At 73.9% G+C, this 24,484-nt stretch carries 17 protein-coding genes; 3 read left to right on the forward strand and 14 right to left on the reverse strand.

Features of this window, described 5'->3' with window-relative positions; genetic code table 11:
* Positions 1 to 81: 81 nt before the first annotated feature.
* From CNX65_RS28235 to mraZ, 13 genes are all read right to left on the reverse strand, one after another.
* Positions 82 to 804, reverse strand: a complete 723-nt coding sequence (locus tag CNX65_RS28235) for a cell division protein FtsQ/DivIB (RefSeq protein WP_096496458.1) — start codon at positions 802 to 804, stop codon at positions 82 to 84.
* A complete protein-coding gene (murC, locus tag CNX65_RS28240; RefSeq protein WP_096496459.1) occupies positions 801 to 2,201 on the reverse strand; it encodes a UDP-N-acetylmuramate--L-alanine ligase in 1,401 nt (466 codons plus the stop codon). Before murC ends, CNX65_RS28235 begins: the two co-directional genes overlap by 4 nt.
* Positions 2,198 to 3,316 (reverse strand): undecaprenyldiphospho-muramoylpentapeptide beta-N-acetylglucosaminyltransferase, encoded by a 1,119-nt coding sequence (gene murG, locus CNX65_RS28245; protein WP_096498044.1) that lies wholly within the window; start codon positions 3,314 to 3,316, stop codon positions 2,198 to 2,200. Before murG ends, murC begins: the two co-directional genes overlap by 4 nt.
* Before the next feature lie 456 nt (positions 3,317 to 3,772).
* On the reverse strand, positions 3,773 to 3,967 hold the full coding sequence (locus tag CNX65_RS28250; RefSeq protein WP_096496460.1) for a hypothetical protein: 195 nt from the start codon (positions 3,965 to 3,967) through the stop codon (positions 3,773 to 3,775).
* Positions 3,967 to 5,430 carry a putative lipid II flippase FtsW gene (gene ftsW, locus CNX65_RS28255; RefSeq protein WP_096496461.1) on the reverse strand — a complete coding sequence of 488 codons (1,464 nt, stop codon included), beginning with the start codon at positions 5,428 to 5,430 and terminating at the stop codon, positions 3,967 to 3,969. The genes CNX65_RS28250 and ftsW overlap by 1 nt, the downstream gene beginning before the upstream one ends.
* 402 nt (positions 5,431 to 5,832) lie before the next feature.
* Entirely contained in the window at positions 5,833 to 7,185 is a 1,353-nt protein-coding gene (murD, locus tag CNX65_RS28260) for a UDP-N-acetylmuramoyl-L-alanine--D-glutamate ligase (RefSeq protein ID WP_096496462.1), read from the reverse strand.
* A 2-nt stretch (positions 7,186 to 7,187) separates the two neighbouring features.
* Entirely contained in the window at positions 7,188 to 8,276 is a 1,089-nt protein-coding gene (gene mraY, locus CNX65_RS28265; protein ID WP_096496463.1) for a phospho-N-acetylmuramoyl-pentapeptide-transferase, read from the reverse strand.
* Complete coding sequence (locus tag CNX65_RS28270) at positions 8,273 to 9,745, reverse strand: UDP-N-acetylmuramoyl-tripeptide--D-alanyl-D-alanine ligase (RefSeq protein ID WP_096496464.1); 1,473 nt, start codon at positions 9,743 to 9,745, stop codon at positions 8,273 to 8,275. The genes mraY and CNX65_RS28270 overlap by 4 nt, the downstream gene beginning before the upstream one ends.
* Complete coding sequence (locus CNX65_RS28275; protein WP_096496465.1) at positions 9,742 to 11,325, reverse strand: UDP-N-acetylmuramoyl-L-alanyl-D-glutamate--2,6-diaminopimelate ligase; 1,584 nt, start codon at positions 11,323 to 11,325, stop codon at positions 9,742 to 9,744. Before CNX65_RS28275 ends, CNX65_RS28270 begins: the two co-directional genes overlap by 4 nt.
* 62 nt (positions 11,326 to 11,387) lie before the next feature.
* Positions 11,388 to 13,295: a peptidoglycan D,D-transpeptidase FtsI family protein gene (locus CNX65_RS28280; protein ID WP_096496466.1), complete on the reverse strand. Its 1,908-nt coding sequence runs from the start codon at positions 13,293 to 13,295 to the stop codon at positions 11,388 to 11,390.
* 537 nt (positions 13,296 to 13,832) lie between these two features.
* Positions 13,833 to 14,570, reverse strand: a complete 738-nt coding sequence (locus tag CNX65_RS28285; protein ID WP_096496467.1) for a hypothetical protein — start codon at positions 14,568 to 14,570, stop codon at positions 13,833 to 13,835.
* Entirely contained in the window at positions 14,567 to 15,517 is a 951-nt protein-coding gene (gene rsmH / locus CNX65_RS28290) for a 16S rRNA (cytosine(1402)-N(4))-methyltransferase RsmH (RefSeq protein WP_096496468.1), read from the reverse strand. The genes CNX65_RS28285 and rsmH overlap by 4 nt, the downstream gene beginning before the upstream one ends.
* Before the next feature lie 367 nt (positions 15,518 to 15,884).
* Positions 15,885 to 16,316, reverse strand: coding sequence for a division/cell wall cluster transcriptional repressor MraZ (gene mraZ / locus CNX65_RS28295; protein ID WP_015804473.1), 432 nt, complete (start codon positions 16,314 to 16,316; stop codon positions 15,885 to 15,887).
* Positions 16,317 to 16,810: 494 nt separating this feature from the next.
* On the opposite strand from mraZ, the gene CNX65_RS28300 reads away from it, so the two are divergent.
* Genes CNX65_RS28300 through CNX65_RS38045 form a run of 3 tightly spaced genes read left to right on the forward strand, consistent with a single transcriptional unit; the run spans position 16,811 to position 21,611 of the window.
* The gene (locus tag CNX65_RS28300) at positions 16,811 to 17,875 is read left to right on the forward strand and encodes an AAA family ATPase (RefSeq protein ID WP_096496469.1); all 1,065 of its coding nucleotides are present in this window, start codon (positions 16,811 to 16,813) and stop codon (positions 17,873 to 17,875) included.
* Position 17,876: 1 nt separating this feature from the next.
* Positions 17,877 to 19,166 (forward strand): DUF58 domain-containing protein, encoded by a 1,290-nt coding sequence (locus tag CNX65_RS28305; RefSeq protein WP_096496470.1) that lies wholly within the window; start codon positions 17,877 to 17,879, stop codon positions 19,164 to 19,166.
* Entirely contained in the window at positions 19,167 to 21,611 is a 2,445-nt protein-coding gene (locus CNX65_RS38045) for a transglutaminase family protein (RefSeq protein WP_096496471.1), read from the forward strand.
* A gap of 687 nt (positions 21,612 to 22,298) precedes the next feature.
* Here CNX65_RS38045 and CNX65_RS28315 read toward each other — a convergent pair.
* Entirely contained in the window at positions 22,299 to 22,685 is a 387-nt protein-coding gene (locus tag CNX65_RS28315) for a DUF3040 domain-containing protein (RefSeq protein WP_015804477.1), read from the reverse strand.
* Positions 22,686 to 24,484: the final 1,799 nt, after the last annotated feature.

A 24,484-nucleotide genomic window follows, 5' to 3' on the forward strand; every position in this document is an offset into this window, starting at 1 on the left:
CACCACGCGCGAGTGCCTGAACGGGCACGCCGGGAGCGCGCGGCGCGCGCCGGTGGGAGCCGTCGCGCGCCGCCCCCGACCTCAGGACACCGTCGGCAGCTCGGGGCTGGTCACGTCGTACACCTTGCCCTCGCGGGTCAGCAGCACGTCCAGGACGGCGGCCTTGCGCGGGGTGTCCTGCGCCGAGCCCCAGCGGACCTCGCGGCCCGCCGACATCTCCAGCACCAGGTCGGTCCCGCCGCTGGAGCCCACCGACAGCACCTCGCGGCGCAGGTCGTCCGGCAGCTGCACGAGCACCGACACGGCGCTCGCGAGCGCCTCCTCGCCGGTCCCCCTGAGCACCGGCAGCCCGGCGGGCGCGGCGGACGTGGTCGCGTAGTCCTTCCCGGTCCGGTCGACCAGGTGCGCGCCGTCGTCGGCCTGCACCACGGCGACCGGGGTGCGCTCGGTGACCTTGAGCAGCACCGTGCCGGGCAGGGACCGCGAGACCTCCACGTCCGCCACCCTCGGCAGCTCGCGCACCTTCGCCGCCACCGCGTCGGTGTCCAGGCTCAGGATCGGCTCGCCGGTGCCCACCTCGGCCGCCACCCGCACCTGCTCGGCGGTCAGCTCGACGTTGCCCTCCACGGCCACCTCGCCCACGCCCACCAGCGAGGTGAACCAGAGCGCGTAGCCGAGCACCACGACGGTGACGACGCTCATGACGGCGACCGCCCGCCTGCGCAGCACCGTCGCGCGGTCGGGACCGCGCGACGGCTTGCGCCGCTGCTGCGCGCGCGGGCGGCGCGCCGTCGTGGCGCTCATCCTCGGTGCGCCAGCGCGTCCACGATCACCGGGCCGAGCATGGTGACGTCGCCCGCGCCCATGGTGACCACGAGGTCGCCCTCGCGGACCAGGCCCGCGACGAGCTCGGGCACCCGGTCGAACGACGGCACGTGCCGCACCCTGCCCGCCTCCAGCGGGACGGCCTCGGCGACCAGCTCGCCGGTCACGCCGGGCTCCGGGTCCTCGCGCGCGCCGTACACGTCGAGCACGACGACCTCGTCGGCGAGCGCGAGCGCCTGCCCGAACTGGGCGGCGAACGCCTTGGTGCGCGAGTACAGGTGCGGCTGGAACACGACGACCAGCCTGCCGTCGCCCGCGACCGGGCGCGCGGCCTTGAGCTGCGCGGCGACCTCGGTGGGGTGGTGGGCGTAGTCGTCGTAGACCCGCACGCCCGCCGCGACGCCCTTGAACTCGAAGCGCCTGCGGACCCCGCCGAACGCGGCCAGGCCCTCCAGGACGCCCCAGCGGTCGGCGCCGAGCTCGACGGCGGCCAGCAGCGCGGCGACCGCGTTGCCCGCCATGTGCTCGCCGGGCACGGCGACCCGCACGTCCAGCCGCTCGCCGTCCAGCTCCACGACGGCCAGGCCGCCCGCGCCGTCGGGCCGGTGCTCGACCAGCACGGCGGCGCCCTCGCCGGTCGCGGTCCGGCCGTAGCGGCGGACCCGGATGCCGCGCTTCTCGGCGCGGTCGGCCAGCGCGGCGGAGCCCTCGTCGTCGGCGCAGGCGATCAGCACGCCGCCCGGCTCGATGCGCTCCAGGAACTCGTCGAACACGGCCACGTAGGCCTCGACGGTGCCGTGGTGGTCGAGGTGGTCGGCCTCCACGTTGGTCACGACCGCCACCGACGGCGCGAAGAACAGGAAGGAGCCGTCGCTCTCGTCGGCCTCGGCCACGAACACGCCGCCCGCGCCCTGGTGGGCGTTGGCGCCGGACTCGTTGAGGTCGCCGCCGATCGCGAACGACGGGTCCATGCGGCAGTGCTGGAGCGCCACGGTGAGCATGGACGTGGTGGAGGTCTTGCCGTGGGTGCCCGCGACGCAGGCGACCCGGTGGTCGAGCATCAGGGCGGCCAGCGCCTCGGCGCGGCGCAGCACGGCGACGCCGCGCTCGCGGGCGGCGACCAGCTCGGGGTTGTCCTCGCGGATCGCGGTGGACACCACGACGGCGGTGGGGCCGCCGTCGAGCTGGTCGAGGTTGGCGCCGTCGTGGCCGACGGCGACGTGGGCGCCCTGGGCGCGCAGCGCGAGGACCGTCCGCGAGTCCTTCGCGTCCGATCCGGACACCTCGGCGCCCCTGGCGAGGAGGATGCGGGCGATGCCGCTCATCCCGGCGCCGCCGATGCCCACCAGGTGCACCCGGTCGAGGACCCCGCTCACTTGTTGACCACCTCCAGCACCATGCGCGCGAGCACGACGTCGGCCTCGCGGTGGCCGGTGGACAGCGTCGCGGCCGACATGGCGGCGAGGCGCTGGCGGTCGGCGACCAGCGGGACGACGTTGGCGGCCACCCACTCGGGGGTGAGCTGCTCGTCCGGGATCAGGACGCCGCCGCCCGCGGCGACCACGGGGTTGGCGTTGAGGGCCTGCTCGCCGTTGCCGTGGGGCAGCGGGACGAAGATGGCCGGGAGGCCGACCGCGGAGACCTCGGCGACGGTCATCGCGCCGGAGCGGCACAGGACGGCGTCGGCGGCGGCGTAGGCCAGGTCCATGCGCTCCAGGTAGGGAACGGGGACGTAGGCCGGGGTGTTCGGGACCTGCTGGACGGCCACGGTGTTCTTGGGGCCGTGGGCGTGCAGCACGCCGATGCCCGCCGCGGCGAACGCGGGGGCGGCGGCGGAGACCGCGGTGTTGATCGAGCGGGCGCCCTGCGAGCCGCCGAACACCAGCAGCACGGGAGCGGTCGGGTGCAGCCCGAACGCCCGGCGGGCCTCGGCGCGCAGCGCGGCGCGGTTCAGGGTGGTGATCGAGTGGCGGAGCGGGATGCCGATGACGCGCGCGTCCGACAGCCCCGAGTCGGGGACGGCGGCGGCGACGCGCTCGGCGAACTTCGCGCCGACCTTGTTGGCCAGGCCGGACTTCGCGTTGGCCTCGTGCACGACGATCGGCACGCGACCGCGGGCGGCGAGGTAGGCGGGCAGCGAGACGTACCCGCCGAAGCCGACGACGACGTCCGCGCCGACGCGCTCCAGCACGTCGCGGGTCTGCTTCACGGCGCCGCGCACCTTGAGCGGCAGCTTGAGCAGGTCCGCGGTGGGCTTGCGCGGCATGGGGACGGGCGGGATCAGTTCGAGGGGGTAGCCGCGGGCCGGGACGAGCCGGCTCTCCAGCCCCCGCTCGGTCCCGAGCGCGACGACCCTGGCGTCCGGCCGAAGCCTCATGACGGCGTCGGCCAGGGCGAGCGCGGGCTCGATGTGCCCCGCGGTGCCGCCCCCGGCGACGACCACGCAGGGACCGTTCTTGGCAAGCCGATCGCCGGACAGGGTGACCTCCAGGTGTGGGGGAACGCTCGTCGGACTCGACGCCGAAAAGCCTAGCAACGGCTCTGCGGGGGGCTTCTCCACCTTGGATGTGGGGTGGGGTGGGGTGGGCAGGTGGGTGGCGCGGTGGGGGTGGGGCGCTCTGGGTGAGCAGGGCGGAGTGGGTGAGGTGGGTGGACCGGAGTGGGCCGGAGTGGGCCGGGGGTGAGTGAAGCGGGGCGTCTGACGGTTGAACGGTCCGTTCAACCGGGAGACCACCATGCGGCAAGTTGCTGTGGCCATGAGCTGCTACGGCCATGCACCGTTGCGGCCATGAACCGCTGCCGCTACGAACCGAGCTGGCGCTTCACAAGGTTGAACGGACCGTTCAACCTTGGGCGAACGGACCGTTCAACCGCGCCCAGGGGAGCGGCCCACTCTCCCAAGTTCGGGTGAACGGACCGTTCAACCAAGTTCAGGCGAACGGACCGTTCACCTGGGGTTCGAGGACGCGGTGGTCAGGTGCCGCTGGTGCGCCTGGGAGCTGGTCAGCGCGCAGGCGCGCGGTTCGGACCGGTCGACCGAGTCGCCTCGGTCCGCCCGCCGCCTGACGCGCCCGTCGACCCGTTGCCCACCAGCAGCCACCAGCCACCAGCCACCGGCCAGCCCCCAACCACCAGCCCCCATCACCGCCCCTCGCGCCCGGTCCTCCTGGTAGCCCGAGCCGTCCGGGTGGTCCGGTCCTGCGTGGCCCTCCGGGACTCCCGCCTCCGGTACTCCGACGGTGGCGCCGAACGTCCCCCCACCCGGCGCTCCTCCACCTTCGGCGCAGCCGCCGCCCTCCGCCCCGGCGCGCGGGGCGGCGTGGACGGACGGCCGGGCTTGCGGCGCGCGGGCGGCCGGTAGGCCTCCGGCGCGGGCAGCCGCAGGAAGCCGCCGACGCGGCCGGGGCCGAGCTTGCGCAGTGCCGCCACCGCCTCCGGCTCGTGCCTGGCGCAGCTCGCGAGGATGCCGAACACGATCATCGTCGTCACGATCGACGTGCCGCCCGACGAGATCATCGGCAGCGTGATGCCCGTGACCGGCAGCAGCCGCACCACGTACCCGATGTTGATCGCCGCCTGCGCGACCAGCCACACCGTGAGCGTCCCCGCGATCATCCTGATCCACGGGTCGGTGTTGCGCGCCGCGATCCGCAGCCCCACCACCGCCAGCAGCGCGAACAGCCCGAGCACCAGCAGGCACCCGATGAACCCCAGCTCCTCGCCGATCACCGCGAAGATGAAGTCGCTGTGCACGTTCGGCAAGTACCGCCACTTGGCGCTGCCGTTCGTCAGCCCCTTCCCGAAGAACCCGCCCTCCGCCAACGCGTACATCGCCTGCAGCGACTGCATCCCGGACCCGAGCGGGTCCTCCTCGGGGTCGAGGTACGCGAGCACCCGGTCCAGCCGGTAGGACGCGCCGACCGCCAGCACGACCGCGCCGCCGACCGCCGCGGCCACGATCGCGCCGAACACCCGCATGGGCGCGCCGACGAACCACAGCAGGCTGAGCAGCACCACGGCCAGCGTGATCGTGCCGCCGAGGTCGGGTTGCAGCATGACCAGCGCGAACACCAGCAGCGCCACCGGCACGACCGGCACGAGCAGGTGCCGGTACTGGTTGAGCAGCGCCCGCTTGGTGACCAGCACGTGCGCGCCCCACAGCGCCATGGCGAGCTTCGCGGGCTCGATCGGCTGGAACGAGATGCTGCCGATGCGGAACCAGGACTGGGCGCCCCAGATGTTCGTGCCGAGCGGCGTGAGCACCAGCCCGAGCAGGACGACGGACACCAGCATCGCCATCGTGCTGCTGTGCCGGATGCTGCGCAGCGGCAGCCGGAGCGTGATCCAGAACAGCACCGCGCCGACGCCGACGTACATCAACTGGTTGCGGAACACCGAGTAGGCGGCCCGCCCCGCCGCGACCTCGCCGGGCGCCGACGCCGACAGCACCATGATCAACCCGATGGCGGTGAGCATCCCGAAGACGGCCAGCAGCAGGTGGAAGTCCGCCAGCGGTCTGCTCAGCCACGCGGTCAGCGCGCTGCGGGGGTGCCGCCACGCCCGCCCGCGCCCGGCCGTCCCCTGCTCGCGCTCGACGACGGTCACGTCCCGACCCGCCCAGGGCCGCTCATCCCGATCCACATGCGCTCATGGTCTCGCGCGCAAGCCGACACGCCGGGAACCGCACCCGCGTGTCGCGTTCACGCGAGCGCGATCACGGTCGGCGGGCCACCCAGGGGGACCGCCTTCGACGGGTCGGCGGGAATTCCGAAAAGGACACCCGAACCGGTTAGGAGAACGCGCGGGCACAACACCGGGAATTCGCCCGTGAAACGCGGAGCACCGGCCACAACCCGTGCGCGCGACTCGGACGATCAACCTATAACGCCCAGGTCACGGCAACCGGGGCGCCCGTTTCACGAATCACCCCGCAGCACCCGCCCGGAAATGCGGGAGGACCCCGCGCCCAACCGGGTCACGGGGTCCTCCCACGAACACCGCCACCGGTCACCCGGCCAGTTCGCGCACCGCCTCGGCGAAGGCCCGCCCCCGGTGCGCGTAGTCCGCGAACATGTCCATCGACGCCGCCGCGGGCGCCAGCAGCACCGCGTCGCCCGGTCGGGCCAGCCCGGCCGCCGCGCGCACCGCGCCCGCCATGCCGCCCTCGGCCAGCTCCACCACCGGCACCTCGGGCGCGTGCTCCGCCAGCGCCGCCGCGATCGCCGCCCGGTCGGCGCCGATCAGCACGGCCGCGCGCAGCCGGTGCGCCTCTGCCCTGACCAGGTCGACCACCGACGCGCCCTTGAGCAGCCCGCCCGCGATCCACACCACGCTCTCGTGCGAGCGCAGCGACGCCACGGCCGCGTGCGGGTTGGTCGCCTTCGAGTCGTTGACGTACCGCACCCCGCCGACCTCGCCGACGACCACACCCCGGTGGTCGCCCGGCCGGAAGTCCAGCAGGCCCTGGCGGACCGCCTCCGGCGCCACCCCGTAGGCCCGCGCCAGCGCCGCCGCCGCGAGGGCGTCCGCGATGCCGGGCGGACCGCCGGGCGTCACGTCCGCCACCGCCGCCAGCCTGCTGTCCGGGCCGAACGCCCGGTCGACCAGGTAGCCGCCCGCGACCCCGAGCTGCCCCTCCTCGGGCTCCCCCAGGGTGATCCCGACGTGCGCGGTCCCCGGCGCCCCGGTCAGCAGCGCCGCCACGTACGGGTCGTCGACCCCGGCGATCGCCACGTCCCCGACCAGCGCGCCCGCCTTGGCCCGCGCGTACGCCTCCAGCGACCCGTGCCAGTCCAGGTGGTCCTCGGCGACGTTGAGCAGCACCCCGGCGGTCGGCCGCACGGACGGCGACCAGTGCAGCTGGAAGCTCGACAGCTCGACCGCGAGCACCCGGTGCCCCGCGAGCAGCGCGTCGACCACCGGCAGCCCGACGTTGCCGCACGCGATCGCGTCCAGCCCCGCCGCCCGCAGGATCGACTCCAGCATGGTCACCGTCGTGGTCTTGCCGTTGGTGCCGGTGACGACCAGCCACGCGGGCGGGTCGGCCAGCTCGGCGGCCATCCGCCACGCCAGCTCGACCTCGCCGATCACCTCGACCCCGGCCGCCGCCGAGGCGGCCAGCAGGGGGTTGTCCGGGCGCCAGCCGGGGCTGGTCACCACCAGGTCGACGCCCTCGGGCGGGGCAACGAGCCCCGCCACCAGGTCGACTCCGGGCAGCAGCTCGCTCAGGGCGGCCAGCCGGTCGGCGGAGGAGTCGGTCACGGTGACCGTCGCGCCCGCCGCCAGCAGGGCCTCCGCCGCCGAGCGGCCCGCCACCCCGGCGCCCGCGACGAGCGCCGAACGTCCAGCCAGGAACCCCACGGTCAGCTCCCGACCGCGGTGAGCCACTCGCTGTAGAACAGGCCGAGGCCCAACATGCAGCAGATGCCGCCGAGGAGCCAGAACCGGATGATGACCGTGGTCTCCGCCCAGCCCGCGAGCTCGAAGTGGTGGTGGAACGGCGCCATGCGGAACAACCGCCGCCGGGACGTGCGGAACACCGCGACCTGGAGCACCACCGACAGCGCCTCGACCACGAACATGCCGCCGATGACGACCATGAGCAGCTCGGTGCGGGTGGTGATGGACAGGCCGGCGACCAGACCGCCGAGCGCGAGCGAGCCGGTGTCACCCATGAAGATCTTGGCCGGGGCCGCGTTCCACCACAGGAAGCCGATGCAGCCCGCCATCGCGGCGGCGGCCACCAGCGCCAGGTCCAGCGGGTCGCGCACGTCGTAGCAGCCGGCGACCGGCATGTTGGTGCAGTTGTAGCGGAACTGCCAGAAGCTGATCACCACGTAGGTGCCGAACACCATCGCCGAGGTGCCGCCCGCGAGGCCGTCGAGGCCGTCGGTCAGGTTCACCGCGTTGGACCACGCGCTGATCGCCGCGTAGCAGAACACCACGAAGCCGACGACGCCGAACGAGACCACCGTGATGTCGCGGACGAACGACAGGTTCACCGACGCGGGCGTCAGGCCCTGGTTGTCCGGGAACTGCACGACCAGCACCGCGAAGATGATCGTGGCCACGAACTGGCCGACGAGCTTCGCGGTCTTGTTCAGACCGAGGTTGCGCTGCTTGCGGATCTTGATGAAGTCGTCGAGGAAGCCGACGACGCCCAGCGAGGTGGTGAGCATGAGGACGAGCAGGCCGGACGCGGTGGGCGTCTGGTCCTGCGCCGACGCGGACATGGAGTTCACCAGGTGCGCGCCGAGGTAACCGGCCCACATCGCCACCAGGATCGCGACACCGCCCATGGTGGGCGTGCCGCGCTTGGTCTTGTGGCTCTGCGGGCCCTCCTCGCGGATCTCCTGGCCGAAGCCCTGCCGCGAGAAGATCTTGATCAGGTACGGCGTGAGCATGATCGACGTGATCAGCGCGATCGCCGCCGCGATCAGGATGCTCTTCACTTGCTGCCCGCCTCCAGGAGAGCCTCGGCAACCCGCCACAGGCCGTATGAGTTGGATGCCTTAACCAGAACGACGTCACCGGGCCGCACCTCGTCGCGCAGCAGTTCGATTGCCGCAGCGACATCCGGCACCAGGATCGATTCCTCGCCCCATGATCCTTCCAGGTGCGCTCCCTGGTGCATCGCGCGGGCGTCGTCACCGATGACGACCAGCCGGTTGACGTCCAGGCGCACCGCGAGCCTGCCGATCTCGTCGTGCGCGCGCACCGAGTCGGCGCCCAGCTCCGCCATCGGCCCCAGCACGGCCCAGCTGCGCCGCGCGGGGGTGGTGGAGCGGGAGATGGTGGCCAGCGACTTCAGCGCGGCCTTCACCGACTCCGGGTTGGCGTTGTAGGCGTCGTTGACGACCGTGACGCCGTCGGCGCGGTCGACGACCTCCATGCGGTGCGCGGAGATCGGCTTCGCCGAGCCGAGCCGGTCGGCGACCTGCTGGGGCGTCGCCCCGAGCTCCAGCGCGATGGCGGCGGCGGTGAGCGCGTTGCCGACCTGGTGGGGACCGTGCACGGCGAGCTGGACGCGCGCGCTGCCGTGCGGGGTGAGGAGGGTGAAACCGGGGCGGGCCTGCTCGTCGAGGACGATGTCGACCGCGCGGACCTGCGCCCTGCTGTGCTCGCCGACGAGCACGACCTTCGCCCTCGTGCGCTCGGCCATGGCCAGCACGAGCGGGTCGTCGGCGTTGAGCACCGCGACGCCGTCCTCGGGCAGGGCCTCGACCAGCTCGCCCTTGGTGCGCGCGACGCCCTCGCGGGAGCCGAACTCGCCGAGGTGGGCGGTGCCGACGTTGAGCACCGCGCCGATCCTCGGGGGCGCGACGGCGCACAGGTCGGCGATGTGGCCGGGACCGCGCGCGGACAGCTCCAGCACGAGGTAGCCGGTGTCCTCGTCGGCGCGCAGCGCGGTCCAGGGGTGGCCCAGCTCGTTGTTGAACGAGCCGGGCGGGGCGATCGTGGCGCCCGTCGGGGACAGCACCTGGGCGATGAGGTCCTTCGTGGACGTCTTGCCCGAGGAGCCGGTGACGCCCACGACGGTCAGCCCGGCCGCGGTGAGCCTGTCGGTGACGTGCCTGGCGAGCTTGCCCAGCGCGGCGAGCACGGCGGCGCCGGAGCCGTCGCTGTCGCCGGACAGCACGTAGGCGCCCTCGTGCTCGTCGGCCAGGGCGACCGGCGGGGCGATCACCGAGGGCGCGGGGACCTCGCGGCCCGCCAGCACGCCCGCGGCGCCCGCCGCGACGGCGGCGGCGGCGAAGTCGTGGCCGTCGACCCGCTCGCCGGGCAGGGCGAGGAACAGCCCGCCGGGCAGCAGCTTGCGGGTGTCGAACTCGACGCCCGCCTTGACGACGGGCGAGCCGTCGGTGTTGTGCAGCCTGCCGCCGACGATCTCGGCGATCTCGGCGAGGGTCAGCGTGATCACCGAAGGGCCTCCTGGATCGCCCCGGTGAGGGCGTCGACGTCCGAGAACGGGTGCACGACGCCCGCGACTTCCTGACCGGTCTCGTGCCCCTTGCCCGCCACGACGACGACGTCGCCCGCGACGGCCAGCGACACGGCGTGCGCGATGGCCGCGCCCCGGTCGCCGATCTCGACGACCTCGCCGCGCTCGGACTCGGGCACCTCCAAAGCGCCCGCGAGCACGGCGGCGCGGATGGCGGCCGGGTCCTCGCTGCGCGGGTTGTCGTCGGTCACGACGAGCACCTCGCTGCGGCGGGCCGCCTCGGCGCCCATGAGGGGGCGCTTGGCGGTGTCCCGGTCGCCGCCGCAGCCGAGCACGGTGATGACCCGGCCGGTGGCGCGGGCGCGCACCGCGTCGAGCGCGAGCACGACGGCGGCGGGCTTGTGCGAGTAGTCCACCACGGCGGTGAAGTCCTGGCCGACGTCGACGCGCTGCATCCGGCCGGGCACCTGCACCTCGGCCAGGCCGCGCGTGATCGCCCCGGCGCTCACGCCGGACGCGTGCAGGCAGCCGATGGCGAGCAGCGCGTTGGCGACGTTGAAGTCGCCGGGCAGCCGCAGCGCGACCGCGAGCTCCAGCCCGTCGGGGCCGTGCGCGGTGAAGGTCTGCTCGCCGGTGGCGGAGACCCGGACGCCGCTGGCGGTCCAGGTGGCCTCGCCGACGGGCGCGGTCGCCGACACGGTGACCGTGCCCGGCTTGACCAGGCGGCGGCCCCACTCGCCGTCGACGCAGACGACCTCCCGGCGGGCGCGGCCGTCGAACAGCTCGGCCTTCGCCTGGAAGTAGTCCTCCATGTCGGGGTGGAAGTCGAGGTGGTCCTGGGACAGGTTGGTGAACGCGCCGACCGCGAAGCCCGCCCCGCCGACGCGGCCGAGGCGCAGCGCGTGGCTGGACACCTCCATGACCGCGTCGCCGACGCCGCGCTCGGCCATGACGGCCAGCAGGGCCTGCAGGTCGGGCGCCTCGGGGGTGGTGAACGCGCTGTCGAGCCGCTCACCGGCGATGCGGGTCTCGACGGTGCCGATGAGCCCGGTCGCGCGCCCCTCGGCGCGCAGGCAGGACTCGATCATGTACGAGGTGGTGGTCTTGCCGGACGTGCCGGTGACGCCCCAGAGGGCGACGCGCTGGGCGGGTTCTCCGTAGACGCGGGCGGACAGCGCCCCCAGCGCCGCGCGCGGGTCCCGGTGCACCAGCACCGGGACGTCGCGCAGCTCGGGCCGGGAGGCGCCGTCCTCGTCGGTCAGCACGGCCACCGCGCCGCGGCGGACCGCCTCGGCGGCGAAGTCCGCGCCGTGCGCCCTGGCTCCGGGCAGCGCGGCGAACAGGTCGCCGGGCAGCACGTGCTGGGCGCGCAGTGTCACGCCCGTGACCAGCACGGGAGCGCCGGCGGGCGAGGTCAACCGGGCGTCGACGGTCGCGGCGAGCTCCGACGCGGGAACGGACTGGGTGCGGGAAGGGCGAGGTGGGGCGGTCGCTACCTTGCCCTCAAGCTTGGCAGGCACGCGCGGAAGGCTACCGGCGCACGGAGAGTGGTCGGCCATCACATCCATTCCGGACCCGCACCGCTGGTCAGGCCCTTCCGGGTAGGTCTGATCAGGGGTGTTCACAGCACCAGCGGGACCACCGGGCTCGGCTCGGCCGACATCGGCACCTGGTAGCGCTGCGCGAGGTAGGACGCGATGTCGTGGAACAGCGGGGCCGCCGAGGCGCTCTCCTGGGTGCCCGCCTGGGGGTTGTCCAGCATGACGCCCACGGCGAAGCGCGGGCTGTCCGCAGGGAAGACGCCCGCGAACGTGATCCAGTACTTGGAGTCGCTGTACAGGCCGCTGGGCTCCAGCTGCTGCGCCGTGCCGGTCTTGCCGGACACCTGGTAGCCGGGGACGGCCGCCGCGGTGCCGGTGCCGCTCTGCCCGTTGGGGGCGGACTGCACGATGGCGCGGAACATGTCGCGGACCGTCTTGGCGGTCTGCGGGCTGACCACGCGCACGGGCTCGGGCCTGCCCAGCTCGGTGCGGGAGCCGTCGGCGCCCACCTCGGCCTTGATGATCCTGGGCGGCACGCGCAGGCCGTCGTTGCCGATGGCCTGGTACATGCCGGTCATCTGCAGCAGGGTCATGTTGAGTCCCTGGCCGATGGGCAGGTTGCCGAACGTGGAGCCGGACCACTGCTGGCGCGGCGGCACCAGGCCCGCCTCCTCGCCGGGCAGGCCGGAGCCGGTGCGGGTGCCGAGGCCGAACTTGGTCAGCAGGTCGGCGAAGCGGTCCGCCCCGACCTGCTGGGCGGTCATCAGGGTGCCGACGTTGGAGGACTTGGCGAACACCCCGGTGAAGCTCATCTTCTGGGTGTCGTGCCAGGTGGCGTCCTTGATGGTGCGGTCGGCGACCTTGATGCTGCCGTCGACGGTGAGCACGCTGTCCGGCTGGTAGATGCCGTCCTCGATGGCCGCGGCGGCGGTGACGATCTTGTTGACCGAGCCGGGCTCGAAGTTCGCGCTGACCGCCGTGTTGCTGCGCTGGGCGTCGGTGGCGCGGCCGAAGTCGGTGGGGTCGAACGTCTTGTCGTTGGCCATGGCCAGGATCTCGCCGGTGGCGGTGTCGAGCACGACCGCCGACGCGCTGTCCGCGCCCGCCTTCCTGGCGTAGTCGGTGACCATGTTCTGCACCGCGTACTGGGTGTCCAGGTCGATGGTCAGCTCCAGGCTCTTGCCGGGAGTGGCCGGGGTGATCTCGCGGGAGCGGCCGGGGCCGGGGATGACGACGGTGTCGTTGCCCTGGACGGTGTCGACGATGCGGCGGCCGTTGGTGCCCGACAGCAGGTTGTTCTGCGAGTTCTCCAGCCCGAGCAGGCCCTGCGTGCCCGGCGGCTGCTGGTCCTTGCGCCAGTTCGCCGCGCCGACGATGTTGGAGGCCAGCTCGCCGTTGGGGTAGACGCGGACGGCGCGGCGCTCGAAGCCGACGTCGGCGTACCGCTCGCTGATCGCCTCGGCCTTGTCGGGCTCGACGCGGTCGGCGATCTCGGTGTAGCTGATGTCCTTGGTGAGCAGCGCGTAGACGGTGTCCGCGTCGGTCTTCTGGCCGGACACCTCGCGCCCGAGGGTCTTCTGGACGAACTCGGCGATCTCGCGGGCGCGCTCCTCGTAGCTCTGCAGCTCCGGGTTCTTCTTGACCTCCTCGTCCCACTTCTGGCGCATGAGGGCGGGCAGCACGTAGAGCGCGCGCGCCTCGATGCTGAACGCGAGCTGGTTGCCGTTGCGGTCGGTGATGGAGCCGCGCTCGGCCGGGATGTCGATCGGGGTGGCCCGCTGCCGCTCGGCCTGGGCGGAAAGCGCCTCCGCCTGGAAGCCCTGCACCTGCACGAGCTTGACGCCCGCGGCGAGCAGGGCGGCGATCAGCAGCACCCGGCCGACGGCGATCCTCAGGCGGCTGTTGGCGGCCTTCCCGCGCTTGGCGGGCACGGGCCTGCGGACGGACAACGGACGGCGCGCGGGCCTGCCGCGCGATGGCCCCGGCATGACTGACCTCCTGGGATCGTGCGCGCGGGCCGGTGGGCGGGCGCGCTCGTGGCGTCCGCCGGACGGCGGCGCTGCGGTGTTCGTGCCACGCGTCGCGGCGCGGCGCGTGCGGAAGGCGCCGGTGGCGCGGCGGGCGCTAACCCGCCGGACCACGACGCGCGCGTTCTCCGAACCCCTCCCGCTCGTGGAGCGGGAGGACGAACACCGGCCGGATCACCAGGCCGGGCAGCGGTCCCGCCCGACGCGCCCCCACGCGCGCGGACCGCACACCCCCGTGACAGCGCTGGGACGCCGAGGGCCCCCACGGCCCCGGTCGTCCCGGCCGCGCGCCCCCCGGCGCTCGACCGATCTCCCCGGAACCCCGTTCCGGGACACGTGCTCCCCCGCGGCGCCCCAGGTCGGGCGGTCCCGCCCGACCCGGCCCGAAAACGCCGAACAGCCGCGCCCACCCCGTGGACGCGGCCAACCCCTCTGTGCCACACCTGGTCCCCGCGCGCGTGCGGCCCGCGGCCACCGCGCGCCGGGGAGCGTCCGGCGCTAGCCCGGCGGCTGCTGCTGACCCTGCTGCTCACCGGTCTGCTGCCCCTGCTGGCCGTCCTGCGCGTTCGGCTGCGGCTGGCCCTGCTGGGCCTGACCCTGCTCGGTCTGGTTCTGCGGGGCCTGCCCCTGCTGACCCTGGCCCTGCTGGGTCTGCCCCTCCTGGCCCTGCGCGGTCCCCTGCTGGTTCTGCTGGTTCTGCGCGTCCTGCTGGGGCGCCGGGGGCTGGCTCACCGTGGTCGGCGCGGGCAGCGGCACCGCGCTGGGGGTGCCGTAGACCTGCACCGAGCCGTCGGGGAGCTGGCGGAGCCTGGCCGGGTCGCCCGCCGGGACCATGCCGAGCCCGCGCGCGGCCTCGGACAGGGTCAGGGGCGACTCGGCCTGCGCGACCTCGCGGCGCAGCTGCTCGACCTTGCGGGCCAGCTCGGTCTCCTCGGCGCGGGCCTCCTGCAGCCGGTAGGAGTCCTCGGTGGCCTGGGTGGACAGCCACATGATCGCCGCGATGCCCACGCCGAGCACCAGCATCACCATGACCACGAACGGGGCCTTGTGGACGGGCGCGGGCTTGCGGACCTGCTCGGGTCTGCGGCCGGTGCGCTGCGCCTTGCGGGCGTAGGCCTTCTCCGCCGCGCCGGACCTCGGGCGCGCCGGGCGCTCGGGCACGGCGCGCAGCGCGCGCTCGCGGGGGCCCCTGGCCGGGTTGGTCGGGACGCCGCCCGCGCGGGCCGGTGCGGTCATGTCGCCTCCCTGATCCGTTCCGCCGCCCGCAGGCGCACGGGAGCCGCCCTCGGGTTGTCCTCGATCTCCGACTCGTTCGCGACCTCGGCGCCCCTGGTCAGCAGCTTGACCTCGGGGCCGTGGCCGGGCAGCTCGACGGGGAGGCCCGCCGGGGTGCGGGACGCGGCCAGGTCGGCGAGCGCGCGCTTGACCATCCGGTCCTCCAGCGACTGGTAGGACTCGACGACGATCCGCCCGCCGACGGCCAGCACCGACAGGGCGGCGGGCAGCGCCGCGCGCAGCGACTCCAGCTCGCGGTTGACCTCGATGCGCAGGGCCTGGAACGTGCGCTTGGCCGGGTGGCCGCCGGTGCGCCTGGTCGCGGCGGGCACCGACGCGTACAGCAGCTCGACCAGCCTGCCGCTGGTGGTGAACGGCTCCTTGGCGCGCTCGCGCACGACGGCGGCGGCGATCTTGCGGGCGAACCGCTCCTCGCCGTAGTCGCGCAGCACGCGGGCCAGCTCGGCGGCCGGGTAGGTGTTGAGCACGTCGGCCGCGGTCTCGCCGCTGCCCGCGCTCATCCGCATGTCCAGCGGCGCGTCCTGGGAGTAGGCGAACCCGCGCTCCCGCGCGTCGAGCTGGAGCGAGGAGACGCCCAGGTCCATCAGGATGCCGTCGACCTTGCGCCCGTCCACCGCCTCGGCGATGCCGTCGTAGGTGGTCTGGACGAACTCGACCCGGTCGGCGAACGGCGCGAGGCGGGCCTTCGCGAGCGCGATGGCCTGCGGGTCCCGGTCGAGGCCGATGAGCCGCACGCCGGGGTGCGCCTTGAGGACGGCCTCGGAGTGCCCGCCGAGACCGAGGGTGCAGTCCACGAAGACGGCGTCGTCGCGGTCTGCCAGCGCGGGCGCGAGCAGGCCGAGGACGCGGTCCAGCAGCACCGGCACGTGCCGCGCCGCCTCACCCATGAACGTCCTCTCCTCGACCGTGGCCGTGCTGTGCTCGCTCTGCTTGCTGCTCGCTCTGGTTGCTGCTCTCGTCGCGCGACCGCCGCGGCGCTGGCGCCCGGTCTTGGGCGCGGTGTTCCGGCACTGGGTCCTGGCTCCTGGTCGGCGCTCGCGGTGACGGGCACCGCGGGGGTGGGGGGTGGGGTGGTCCCGGCGTCGCACCGGCGCCGCTCGCGCCGGACCGGGAAAGCGAATCGGGTGTCGTCAGGTCCCCGCCCGCCCGTCGAACCTGGCGCCGGGGAAGGTGCGCCAGGGCCGATAGCCGAGCGGACCGAGGCCTCACGGCACCCGAATCCTCAAGCGGTCGAGCCACGAACCGGTGACCGGATCAGAAGACGCCGGGCAGCACCTCCTCGCGGGCCTCGGCGTAGCGGTCCTCGTGCTCCTCGAGGTAGCGCTGCCAGGCCTGCGCGTCCCAGATCTCCAACCGGCTGATCGCGCCGATGACCACGCACTCCTTGGTCAACCCGGCGTAGCGCCTCAGCTCGGGGGCGATCAGGACGCGACCCTGCCCGTCGGGGCGCTGCTCGTCGGTGCCCGCGAACAGGTAGCGCTGGTAAGCGCGGACGGCCTCGTTGGTGAAGGGGGCCTCCGCGACCTTGCGCGCCATCTGCTCGAACTCGGCCCTGGGGAACACGTACAGGCAGTGGTCCTGGCCCTTGGTGACCATGAGACCCCCCGCTAGCGCGTCCCGGAACTTCGCAGGCAGCGTGAGCCGGCCCTTGTCGTCGAGCCTCGGGTGGTGCGTGCCCAGGAACACGGCGTGGCACCTCCCGTCGCCGACGAGATCGCGACCGGCAGTGGGGCCCCCGTCTGCCCCACCGGCCGCCACAGTACCCCACTTTTCACCACAGTCAACGCCAAAAGCCCTTGCCCACCCACCTCGGAGGGGACGTTTGCGCTGGTAGGGAGGCCGCGTTTCCCGAACGTGACGGTGGGGGAAAATCGCGGCCGACACCCCGGCGAGTGACTCCGACAGGGCCGAACATCACCCGAACGGCCTAGGAATTCGGCCCAAAACCGGGCTTCGGCCACACCGGGTGGGGAATCGTGGTGAACCGGGGTGGGGCGACGTGGAGGACGCGCGCCGGACCGGCCTCGTGGAAACCTTGAGGTCGGTTCTGTTGAATCGGCGGTCCGGGCCGAGGACGTCCCGGAGCACACCCGTGCTTAGCCCCGGTTTGACACACTTCGTGAAACGCTCACGCCTTCCCCCCTACACGGTCGTGCGTGGGCCGCGCCCCAGGAGGTCGAGTGACTCCGAGTACCCCGCCAACCGCGCTCCCCGGCCACCCCGGCGGGGGTGCGGCGAACCCCAACGGCTCCGTCAGGGGCCAGCGGCCGGATGAGGTGCTCGCTGAGCTGCACTCGGTGGTCGGCCGGATAGCGGCCAACGTCGAGCGGGTCATCGTGGGCAAGCCGGACGTGGTCCGCGTCGCGCTGGTCACCCTGCTCGCGGAGGGCCACCTGCTCGTCGAGGACGTGCCGGGCGTCGGCAAGACGTCGCTGGCCAAGGCGCTGGCCAGGTCGATCGACTGCACGGTGAGCCGCATCCAGTTCACCCCCGACCTGCTGCCCAGCGACATCACCGGCGTGTCGATCTACAACCGGCAGGAGAACGACTTCGAGTTCCGGCCGGGACCGATCTTCGCGAACATCGTGATCGGCGACGAGATCAACCGCGCCTCCCCCAAGACGCAGTCCGCGCTGCTGGAGTGCATGGAGGAGCACCAGGTCACCGTCGACGGCAGCACCTACGCGCTCGGCGAGCCGTTCATGGTGGTCGCGACGCAGAACCCGATCGAGATGGAGGGCACCTACGCCCTCCCCGAGGCGCAGCGCGACCGGTTCACCGCGCGCGTGTCGATCGGCTACCCGGACCCGGCCGCCGAGCTGGCGATGGTGGACGAGCACGCCGGGCACGACCCGCTGGGCGAGCTGCGCCCGGTCTCGGACGCCGCGCAGGTGCTGCGGCTGGTCAAGGCCGTGCGCGAGGTGCACCTGTCGCCCGAGGTGCGCCGGTACGCGGTGGAGCTGGTCGGCGCGACGCGGCGGCTGCCCGAGCTGCGGCTGGGCGCGTCGCCGCGCGCGACGCTGCAGCTGGTGCGGGCCGCGCGGGCGCAGGCGGCGCTGTCGGGGCGGGACTTCGTGGTGCCGGACGACGTGCACGCGGTGTCCGTCCCGGTGCTCGCGCACCGGCTGGTGCTGACCGCGGAGGCGCAGGCCGCGCGCCGGTCCGCGGCGGACCTGGTGCGCTCGCTGGCGCAGCGCGTCCCGGTGCCGCAGGCGTCGGACCAGCGCCCGCAGGCCCACCGCTGACATGGCGGGGGCGCTGTCGGGGCTGACCACGCGCGGGCGCTGCCTGCTGGCCGCGGGCGTCACGGCGGGCGGGTGCGCGTGGGTGCTGGACGAGCGGGACCTGCTGCGGGTGGCCGTGTTCGTGGTGGCGATGCCGCTGCTGGCGGCCTGGTTGGCGCAGCGGGCCCGCGTGGGGCTGCGCGCGGCGCGGTCGCTGGACCCGGTGCGGGTGCCGGTGGGCGCGGCGGCCGAGGTCAGGGTGGAGCTGCGCAGCGCGGGCAGGCTGCCCACGGGCGGGCTGCTGCTGGAGGACGCGGTGCCCTACGCGCTGGGGAGCAGGCCGAGGTTCGTGGTGGAGCGGTTGCCGCGCAACCACCGGACGTCGCTGCGCTACCAGCTCAAGCCGGTGATGCGCGGGGTGCAGCAGGTGGGTCCGCTGCTGGCCAGGATCACCGACCCGTTCGGGCTCGCCGAGTTCGACCAGGAGATGGCGGGGCGGACCAGGCTGGTGGTGGTGCCGAGGGTGGTGCGGCTGTCCGGGCTGCCCGGCGGGTCCGGCATGGGCTCGGGCGACGACGGGTCGATCCGGTTGCGCACCGGGCAGGGCGAGGACGACGCGGTGGTGCGGCCGTACCGGCACGGCGACGACCTGCGGAAGGTGCACTGGCGCTCGACCGCACGGCGGGACGAGCTGATGGTGCGGGTGGAGGAGCGGCCGTGGCGCGGCGGCACCACGGTGCTGCTCGACCACCGGCTGGCCGCGCACCGGGGCAGCGGGCCGTCGGCGAGCCTGGAGTGGGCGGTGTCGTTCGCGGCGTCGGTGTGCCTGCACCTGAACCGGTTCGGGCACCAGGTGAAGCTGGTCGGCGACGACGGCCGGGTGCTGGCGGGGGTGACGGGCGACGCCGGGCACGGCGACGACGTGGTGCTGGACTCGCTGGCGGCGCTCCAGCCGTCGCACCGGTTGGAGCTGGCGGCCGGGTTGGACGCGGGCGCGGGCCAGGAGGTGGTGGCGCTGCTGGGCGCGTGCTCGGCGGAGGCGGCCGAGTCGCTGGCCAGGCACCGCAGGCGCGGGACGCGCAGCCTCGCGGTGGTGCTGGACGTGGCGGCGTGGGCCGGGGCGCGGGAGAACGCGGCGGTCAGCGCGGCGGGCCCGGCCGGTGCGGCGGCGACGTCGGCCGAGGACACGGCCAGGGTGCTCAGGGCCTCGGGGTGGGGCGTGGTGGTGGCGACGCCCGCCACGCCGATGGACCAGGTGTGGCGGGAGCTGTGCCACAGCGCGGGCAACCGCGGTCGCGCGGAGGTGGGCTAGGTGGCCGGAAGAGGGAGCGCGGGCGGCGACTGGGTCGTGGCCACGACGCCCGCCGTCGCGGGGTTGGCGACGCTGTGCACGGCGATGGCGCTGTCCAGCGTGCTCTCCGGGACGCTGTGGGTGGTGTACCTGGGGGTGGCGATCGCCGTCATCGCCGGGGTGGGCGTGCTGCTCAGGTCGGTGCGGGTGCCCGCGCCGCTGGTGCCGTTCGGGCAGTTCCTGGCGCTGGCGTGCCTGCTGGTGACGATCTTCACCAGGACCGGCGTGCTGGTGGTGCTGCCGGGGCCGCGGTCGCTCGGCGACCTGGTGGGGGTGCTCGGGGCGGCGCTGGAGGAGGTGCAGACCGGGATACCGCCGGTGCCGGACAGCCCGGCGATGCGGTGCCTGGTGATGCTGGCGATCGGCGTCGTCGCGGTGGTGGTGGACACCCTGGCGGTGGCCGCCGCCGCGCCCGCCGCGTCGGGGCTGGTGCTGCTGTGCGTGTTCGCGGTGCCGGTGTCGCTGGCGGACGAGATGCTGCCGCTGTGGATCTTCGTGCTGGGGGCGGCGGCGTTCGCGCTGCTGCTGGCCGTGGACGGGCAGCACCGGCACAGCGCGTGGCGGGGCAGGCTGCCCAGGGGCGCCGGGGTGAACTCGGCCCCCGCCGCGACGGCGGTGGCGGGCGCGGCCGTGGTGACGGCGCTGCTGGCGGGCCTGCTGAGCGCGCCGCTGGTCGGCACGGTCGGGCGGCTGCCGGGCACCGGTGAGGGAGGCGGGACGGGCAAGCTCGGCATCGAGCCGATGACGGAGCTGCGCGGGATGCTCAACCGGGGGCAGACCAAGGAGCTGTTCCGGGTGCGGGACCTGCCGAGGCAGGCGTACATGCGGGCGATGACGCTGCGCGCGTACGAGCCCGACCGGGGCTTCCGGCTCGGCGGCAGCATGCAGTCGGGCGTGCAGGCGAACGACGGCGAGCTGCCCAGGGGCGTGGGGTACGACCCCGACGCCAAGACCGAGGTGCTGGAGATCGAGCCGGTCGACTGGCTGGACAACTGGCTCCCGGTGTACGGCAAGCCGAGGCGGATCGAGTCGCTCCAGGACGAGTGGCGGTTCGACCCGGAGCGGGAGATGCTCTACAGCCAGCAGCAGCGCGAGGTGGACCGGTACCGGTTGGAGACGGTGCTGGACACGCCCACCGACGAGCAGCTGCGGCAGGCCACCGCGCGCGGTGAGGGGGCGGGCGGGGAGAGGATCAACCAGGAGTACCTGGACGCCCCCGGTGTCGACCAGCGGGTGGTCGATGTGGCGCGGCAGGTCACCGCGTCCGCGCAGAACCCGTTCGACCGGGCCAAGGCGCTGCACGACTACTTCAAGGACCCGGACAACGGGTTCCGGTACAAGCTGGAGACGAAGAACGACTTCGACTCGGGCGCGCTCGCCGACTTCGTGCTCACCGGGAAGACCGGGTTCTGCGAGCAGTACGCGACGGCGATGGCGATCATGGCGAGGACGCTGGGGCTGCCGTCGCGGGTGGCGGTCGGGTTCACCGCGGGCTTCCCGAGCGCGGAGTACCAGACGATCACGACGGACGACACGCACGCGTGGGTGGAGATCTACTTCGACGGGTACGGCTGGATGACGTTCGACCCGACGCCGCTGAGCGACCGGGCGGTCGTGCCCCCGTACATCTCCGGGAACCGGGTGGAGAACGAGGACGGGGCCAGCAGCGCGCAGGTCACGACGACGACCACGACGGCGGTGTCGAGCTCGGCGGCGAACCCGTCGGCCTCCACGTCCGCCGACGCGGCGGCGCAGGGGCAGCAGGACGACGGCGGGAACCGGGTGCCCGCGTGGCACCTGGTCGCGCTGGTGGGCGCGCTGGCGCTGGCGGCCCTGCTGGCGGCGGTGGCGCTGCTGGGCAGGCGGCCGGGTGGTGAGCGGGCGGTGTCGGGCCGGGCGAAGCGGGTCCTGGTGGCGGGTGCGGCCGGGTCGGGCGTCGCGGCGCTGGCGCTGACGGCGGCGCTGCTGTCGTGGTGGTTGGCGGCCGTCGTGGCGGTGGCCGCGGTGGCCGCGGCCCCCGCGGCGCTGCGCGAGGCGACCAGGCGCGCGAGGCTGCGCAGGGTCGCGGCGCTGGGGCCGGACGCGGCGGGCGCGGCGTGGCAGGAGCTGATCGCGGAGTCGCTGGACCGGGGCGCGGGCGTGCGGAGCACGGAGACGGTCCGGGTGGCGGCGAGGCGGTTGGTGCGGGAGCACAACCTGGACGAGCAGGGCAGGGACGGTTTGCGCGCGGTGGTGGGCGCGGTGGAGCGCTCGTGGTACAGCGCGAACGGCGGCGCGGACCCGACCCTGCCGACGGCGGTGGACGAGGTCCGCCGGTCGTTGACCCGCAACGCGCCGCTGGCCCTGCGGGCGAAGGTGCTGCCGAAGTCGGTGCTGCAGAAACCACCGGGTGGCAAGGAGAGCTGACCGGGGGCGTGGTCGACGCGCGGTAGCGCGGGGGACGCGGCGGTCAGGACGACGGTGATTGCGGGAAGCGGCCCCCCAGGCGCAGAGCCTGGGGGGCCGCTTCGCGTTTCGGGGGCGCTGGGGTTCAGGGGCGCTGGGGTTCAGGGGCGCTGGGGTTCAGGGGCGCTGGGGTTCAGGGGCGCTGGGGTTCAGGGGCGCTGGGGTTCAGGGGCCGCGCGAAGTGCTCGGGTCAGGCCGGGGAGCACTGGGGGCGAAGGCAAAGCGAGGCGCTCGGGTTCGACCGGGGCTGAAGGCGAGGCGTCGGGCGTCATGCCGGGGACGCGGCGCTCAGGTCCGGCTCGAAGGCCCGGTGCTCGGTTCGGGACCGGGCGCGGTTCGGGACCGGGCACGGTTCGGGACCGGGCACGGTTCGGGACCGGGCACGGAGTGGGGCCCGGCGCGGAGTAGGGGCCAGGTTAGCGCCGGATGTGGTCCGGAGCTCGGGGTCGCGCTGGGGTGCGGCTCAGGCCTCGGCTCCGCCCCAGAGTGCCGTTCGAAGCTCGGGTTCCAGGCGGGGTGTGGTGCTCGGGTTCGGGTGTGGCGCGCGGGTTCGCTTGGGGCGCGTTTCCTGGTTTTCCGGTGGAAAGCGTGCTGCGGCCCGCCCCGAGTGGGGCGGGCCGCAGCACGACTACTGGTCCTCGGGCCGGATTACTCGCCCTCGAAACGACGACGGAAGCGTTCTTCCATCTTCTGGGAGAACGAGCTGCGACTGGTCGGCCTGCTTCCCTGCGCTTCGGGCTCTTCGGCACCCTGCTCACCGCGACGCAGCGTCGTCACTGTGAGCAGCACGCCGAAGAACATCATCAGGAAGCCGACAACGCTCACCACCGGGATACCAGCGAGCTTCGGCAGCATGACACCGGTCACGAGCAGTGCGACACCCACGGCGAACAGCACGATGCCGTAGATGCGACGCCGTCGGGACGGCTTGCGCAGCTTCGCGCCGCGCACGGTGGATGCGAACTTCGGGTCCTCGGCGTAGAGCGCGCGCTCGATCTGGTCGAGCAGTCGCTGCTCGTGCTCGGAGAGTGGCATGGCTCCTCCTCCGGCACAGCGGTCGCGGGCGCCGGGTGTCGCGGTTGCCGCCGGTCCCGGCGGACGCCCCGCTTTGGGGGTGTCACGTCAAGGATACGATTTGGGGAGCTTCTCGACTACCCAGTCGCAGGACCCGGACGGTTCCTTCTGTCACCATCATCCTCACGGGTCAACGGTCAGGCCCCCGTGAGGTCGCAAGGTCATCCTGCGGTCAGCCCCCACCCCTCGGCGGAGCACTGCCCGGACGCCTCACCAGGCGGCAAACCGCAGGACGCGAACGACTCCCGCACCCCACGACGTCGACCGCCGACCCTGCACAACGACCTCCCGCGCGAACACCTGAGCCATTCCGCGCCCCTCCCCGCAGCACCCGCGCACCCCCTCCCGCTCCCCCGCTCCGACACCCCGGACCGCCCTGCGGCGGAGAGCCGCGGTGCGAGAGGTGACCAAGATCACTTCATGGGCGCACTCAGACGGACGGCGCTACACCTCCTCGGGCCGCACCACTGCGGACATCGACCCCTTGAACGCCTACGGGCACGGCCGTTGACCACACGGCTTGTGGGCGCGCGAACGGAACCCACCGCTGGCCCGGCAGCGCAAGTTGATCAAGCCGGGAGGACGCGAGGAGACGCGGGGAGACGCGACGACCATCGGGGCACACCGCAGACGGGAACGACAGCGATGGACGGGCGGCGAGCCGCAGCCGGTTGGGGCAGACAGCGGATGGCGGCAGTGGACACCGACGGCGGACTGCTGGCGTGGACGGCGGGCACGGGCTGCTGACGGCGGGCGGACGAGGCGACGGATGGCGGACGAGGGCAGTGGGCGACGGCCGATGGGTGCGCGGCGGACAGCGCCCGGTGGGTGTTGGGCGAATGGTGCGCGGCGGGCGACACAACGCGGATGTTGGGCGTTGGGTGGGGCGGACGGCGGGCAACACGCGGTGAGCGCTGAGCGGGGGTGGGCGACGGGCGGCGGTAGTGGGCAGCGAGCGGCGGGGAGTAGGTAGCGGGTAGCGAGCGGCGGTCGCTGGCGTAGGCAATAACCGCCAGTGGCAGGTGGGGGGAGGCGACTGGCGGGCAGCGGATGCCAGCAGCGGGCGCAGCAGCCAGCGACGGGGGGCGGGAGCCAGCAGCGGCAGCAGGCAGCGGCAGCCAGCGGTGGACAGTGGCAGCCAGCAGCGGGTGGCGACAGCCAGCAGCGGGCAGCAGCAGCCAGCGATGGGAGCGGGAGCCAGCAGCGGGTGGCGGGTGGGTAGTGGTGTTGGGCGGGTGTGGGCGGTGAGTGGTGAGGGGTGGGCGGCTTCGGTTGGGCGGGTGCCATCCCTATGAGGTGGGTGGGGTGGTTGGTCAGGTGTGGGCGGGGTCGGGTGGGGGTGGGGTGGCCTCCTTGGTGGGGAGTGGAGTGGGTGCGGGGCGGGGTGGGGTGGCTTGGTTGGGGTTGGGGTGATGCCGTTCTTCGCCGTCAGGGGTGGGCGGGGGCGGGTTTGGGCTTGGGCGGTGGCCCTTGCCAGGGGGGTCAGGAGGTGGGGGCCTCCTGTTCTCAGGGTTGTCGGGTCGGTGTGGACGACCACCGCGCCCGCTGCCTGCAGGGCCGTCGAGGAGGGTTTTGGGGTTCTGAACTGCCAGGCCAGGCCGTAGGCGTCCCACCAGGCGTCGGCCACGCCCAAGGGGTCGCCCTCCGCCGTGGTGATCGTGGGGCTCCACCTCGGCTCCGGCAGGCCCAGGTGGGTCGTCAGCTCCTGGGCTCGTTTCACCGCCAGGGGCGGGCGTTCCACCACGGCCAGGGCTTGGCGG

Origin of the sequence: Actinosynnema pretiosum, from assembly GCF_002354875.1 — a bacterium.
In the GTDB taxonomy this organism is placed as follows: domain Bacteria; phylum Actinomycetota; class Actinomycetes; order Mycobacteriales; family Pseudonocardiaceae; genus Actinosynnema; species Actinosynnema auranticum.